Source organism: Peterkaempfera griseoplana (assembly GCF_001418575.1).
In the GTDB taxonomy this organism is placed as follows: Bacteria; Actinomycetota; Actinomycetes; order Streptomycetales; family Streptomycetaceae; genus Peterkaempfera; species Peterkaempfera griseoplana.
On record NZ_LIQR01000609.1, the window covers coordinates 1 to 3,689 of the forward strand.

General features: G+C 74.2%; 2 protein-coding genes and 1 pseudogene. All 3 read right to left on the reverse strand.

What is annotated here, in order from left to right; translation table 11 throughout:
• Positions 1-16 precede the first annotated feature (16 nt).
• The gene (locus tag AOK09_RS34030; RefSeq protein ID WP_055591080.1) at positions 17-856 is read right to left on the reverse strand and encodes an SAM-dependent methyltransferase; all 840 of its coding nucleotides are present in this window, start codon (positions 854-856) and stop codon (positions 17-19) included.
• Positions 857-965: 109 nt separating this feature from the next.
• Positions 966-2,798, reverse strand: a complete 1,833-nt coding sequence (gene treZ, locus AOK09_RS34035; protein WP_055591081.1) for a malto-oligosyltrehalose trehalohydrolase — start codon at positions 2,796-2,798, stop codon at positions 966-968.
• 147 nt (positions 2,799-2,945) lie between these two features.
• Positions 2,946-3,689, reverse strand: a pseudogene (locus tag AOK09_RS34040) (malto-oligosyltrehalose synthase); the annotation flags it as partial.

The following is a 3,689-nucleotide window of genomic DNA, read 5'->3' on the forward strand; positions in this document are numbered from 1 at the left end:
GTTACCCAACACTTTCTCAGGGCTTGACGCCCACGGCGGCCCAGCCGGGCGCACGGTCGTCGCCCTCCTGGACGGGGGCGTCGGGGCGCCAGAGCGGCGTGGTGACCAGGCCCGGCTCCTCCAGCTCCAGGCCCTCGAAGAAGGCGGCCACCTGGTCGCGGCTGCGCGGGACCAGCGGCGCCGAGGAGTTGGCGTACAGGGCCCGCGCCTGGTCGACCTGGTCGGGCGGCGTGAAATCGCCGGTGGCGTGGGAGAGCACCAGACAGCTGCCCGAGGGCAGGGCGTCCACCAGCTGCCGCACGATGCCCAGCGGATCGTCGCCGTCACCGATGAAGTGCAGGATGGACACCAGCATCAGCGCGATCGGCCGCTCGAAGTCCAGTACCGTGCGGACCTCGGCGTTCGCCAGGATCCCGGCCGGGTCCCGCAGGTCGGCGTGGATCACGGTGGCGCTTCCCTGGACGGCGCCGGCCAGCAGGGCGCGGCCGTGCACCAGGACGATGGGGTCGTTGTCCAGGTAGGCGACCCGGATGTCGGGGTTGATCTCGGCCGCGATCTGGTGGGTGGAGCCCGCGGTGGGGATCCCGGTGCCGATGTCCAGAAACTGGGTGACGCCCTGCCGGGTCACATGGCGCACCGCACGCTGCAGGAAGCCGCGGTTGGCGAGCGCTCCGGTGCGGAAGGCCGGGCTGATGGCGAGGGCCTTCTCGGCCGCCTCCCGGTCGGCGGGGAAGTTGTCCTTCCCGCCGAGGAAGTAGTCGTACATCCGCGCCGGGTGGGGGATGTCGGTGCGCAGATCGGTGGGAGGACGGACATCGTCCTCTCCCGCGCGCATCCAGTCCTGGCTCTGGGTCATCGCATCTCCCCGATGTGATCGAGCTCTCCTGTGCGTGAGCAGCATAGGGCGGCGCATGACCGGTGGCGGTGGCGGACCGTCATATGCCGTGCGGAGCGATCGATTCCGGTCACTCGGTGGTGTGGACCACCGCGACCGAGGCGGCGGGAAGCAGCAGCCTGTCGCGGTCCCCGCTGGGCCCGTCCTCGCCGCTCGGCCCGAAGGCGGCCAGCACGGCGTGGCGGTCGGCGCCCAGCGGGAGCGTCCGGGGCCGGTCGGAGAGGTTGGCGGCCACCCGGTAGGGGCCGCGGTGCACCACCAGCCAGCGTTCGGTCTCGTCCCAGGAGACCTCGACCCGGGACAGGTCGGGATCGGTGAGCGCCGGATGGGCGCGCCGCAGCCGCAGCAGGGTGCGGTACCACTCCAGCAGCTCCCGGTGCGGGGGGCGGTCGGGCTCGGACCAGTCGAGGGTGGAGGCCGTCACGGTGGAGGGAGCCTGCGGGTCGGGGATCTCCTCGGCCTTCCAGCCGTGTTCAGCGAACTCCCGGCGGCGGCCCTGCCGCACCGCCTCGGCCAGCTGCGGGTCGGTGTGGTCGGTGAAGTACTGCCAGGGTGTGCCCGCGCCCCACTCCTCGCCCATGAAGAGCATGGGGGTGAAGGGCGAGGTGAGCACCAGCGCCGCCCCCGCGGCCAGCAGCCCGGTCGGTACGGTCGCCGACAGCCGGTCGCCCAGTGCGCGGTTGCCCACCTGGTCATGGGTCTGCAGATAGCCCAGCAGCCGGTGGCCCGGGGTGCGGTGCGGATCCAGGGGCCGGCCGTGGGTGCGCCGGCGGAAGGAGGACCAGGTCCCGTCGTGCAGCCACCCCCGGGTGAGCACCTTGGCGAGGACGCCCAGCGGCCCGCCGGGGAGGGAGGCCACCGCCCGGGGCGGGCCGCTCGGCCGGCCGGCGAAGTCCGCGTAGTAGCCCTGGGACTCCCCGGTGAGCACGGCGTGCAGCGCATGGTGGAAGTCGTCGCTCCACTGCGCCGTCAGGCCGAGGCCGCCTGCCTCACGGGGCGCGGTGGTACGGGGGTCGTTGAGGTCCGACTCGGCGATCAGGAAGAGCGGCCGGCCGGTGGCGGCGGCCAGCCGGTCGACCTCGCCGGAGAGCTCCTCCAGGAAGTGCAGCGCCCGGTCGTCGGCCAGGGCGTGCACCGCGTCCAGCCGCAGCCCGTCGACGCGGTAGTCGCGCAGCCAGGCCAGTGCACTGCCGATCAGGTACGCCCGCACCTCGTCGGAGCCGGGCGCGTCCAGGTTGACCGCGGATCCCCACGGCGTGTGGTGGCGGTCGGTGAAGTACGGGCCGAAGCGCGGCAGATAGTTGCCCGCCGGGCCGAGATGGTTGTGGACCACGTCCAGCACCACCCCCAGCCCCCGGCGGTGGGCCGCGTCCACGAACCGCTTGAGCCCGTCGGGGCCTCCGTACGGTTCGTGCACGGCCCACAGGCTGACACCGTCGTAGCCCCAGCCGGGGCGCCCCGGGAAAGGGCAGACCGGCATCAGTTCCACCAGGTCGACACCCAGCTCCACCAGGTGGTCCAGCCGCTGCGCGGCGGCGTCGAAGGTGCCCTCCGGGGTGAAGGTGCCCACATGCAGTTCGTAGAGGACGCTGCCGGGCAGGGCCCGGCCGTGCCATCCGGCGGCCTCCTGCGACCAGCGGAACGCCCCGTGGTCGACCAGGCGGCTGGGACCGTCGGGACCGTGGGGCTGACGCGCCGAGCGGGGGTCGGGCAGCAGCTCTCCGCCGTCCAGCCGGAAGCCGTAGTCGGAGCCGGCCGGGTCGGCGGGCAGTTCGGCCAGCCACCATCCGGGCCGGTCGGGGTCGGGCTGCAGCGGGTGGCGTACACCGTCGACCTCGGCCTCGACCTGCTGGGCGTCGGGCGCCCACAGCCGGAAGGTGTGGGTGCGGGCACGGTCGGCCATGCGGGCTCCTCGGGTACGGGGGAGGTCACCGCATCCCTACCCCTCTGCCGGGCCCGGCTCGCCCCGCGGCCGGGAATGGTCCTCCCGTGCCGCGTGCGTACCCGTCCCGTCGCGGCGGGGAGGACGGGGCCGTGCGGCACGGTGGGGTCATGAGGTGAGCAGCGCGACCGGCAGCCGGGACAGCAGGTCCGCGACGGGGACGGGGCCCGGGGGGAAGGTGCGTCCGGTGAGCAGCTCGGTCCAGCTGCCGGACGGGCCGGCGGGCAGGGGCAGGACGGTGTCGTCCCAGCCGCCCCGGTGGTGCAGTCCGTGGGGCAGGCGGGTGACGGCGGCCACCACGTCGCTGCCGCGCAGCTGGGCCAGCAGATGGCGGGCGGCGGGGCCCCGGGCGTGCAGCGGGGTGTGGTCGGCGGCGAAGGTGCCGGGGCGGTCCCGGCGCAGCCGCAGCGCGGTGGCGGTGAGGTGCAGCTTCTCGGCGGCGGTTCCGGCGGGCGGGGTGCCGCCGTCGAGGTCGGCGAGGCGCTGTGCCAGGGCGTCGAGGTCCACATGGCGGCGGTTGTCGGGGTCGACCAGGGTGTACAGGGGCTCCTCGCTGCCCTGGTAGAGGTCGGGGACTCCGGGGACGGTGAGGTGCAGCAGGGCGGCGGCGAGGGTGTTGCTGCGGGCGTAGGGGGCGAGGGTGTCCACGAAGTCGCCGATCGGCCCGGTGAGTGCGGGGTCGGTGGCCACGGCGCGGGCGTGATGTTCCAGGGCCGCTTCGAAGGCGGGGCCGGGTTCGGTCCAGGAGGTCTGCAGATCGGCTTCGCGTACCGACTTCAGCAGGGCGGTGACCAGCCGGTCGGCGTCGATGGGCCAGGCGGCGACCAGGGTCTGCCACAGCAGGTACTCGGC

Excerpts from the sequence above, each read along its gene's own strand:
- AOK09_RS34030 (WP_055591080.1), bottom strand. The coding sequence starts at position 856 with ATGACCCAGAGCCAGGACTGGATGCGCGCGGGAGAGGACGATGTCCGT.
- treZ (WP_055591081.1), bottom strand. The coding sequence starts at position 2,798 with ATGGCCGACCGTGCCCGCACCCACACCTTCCGGCTGTGGGCGCCCGAC.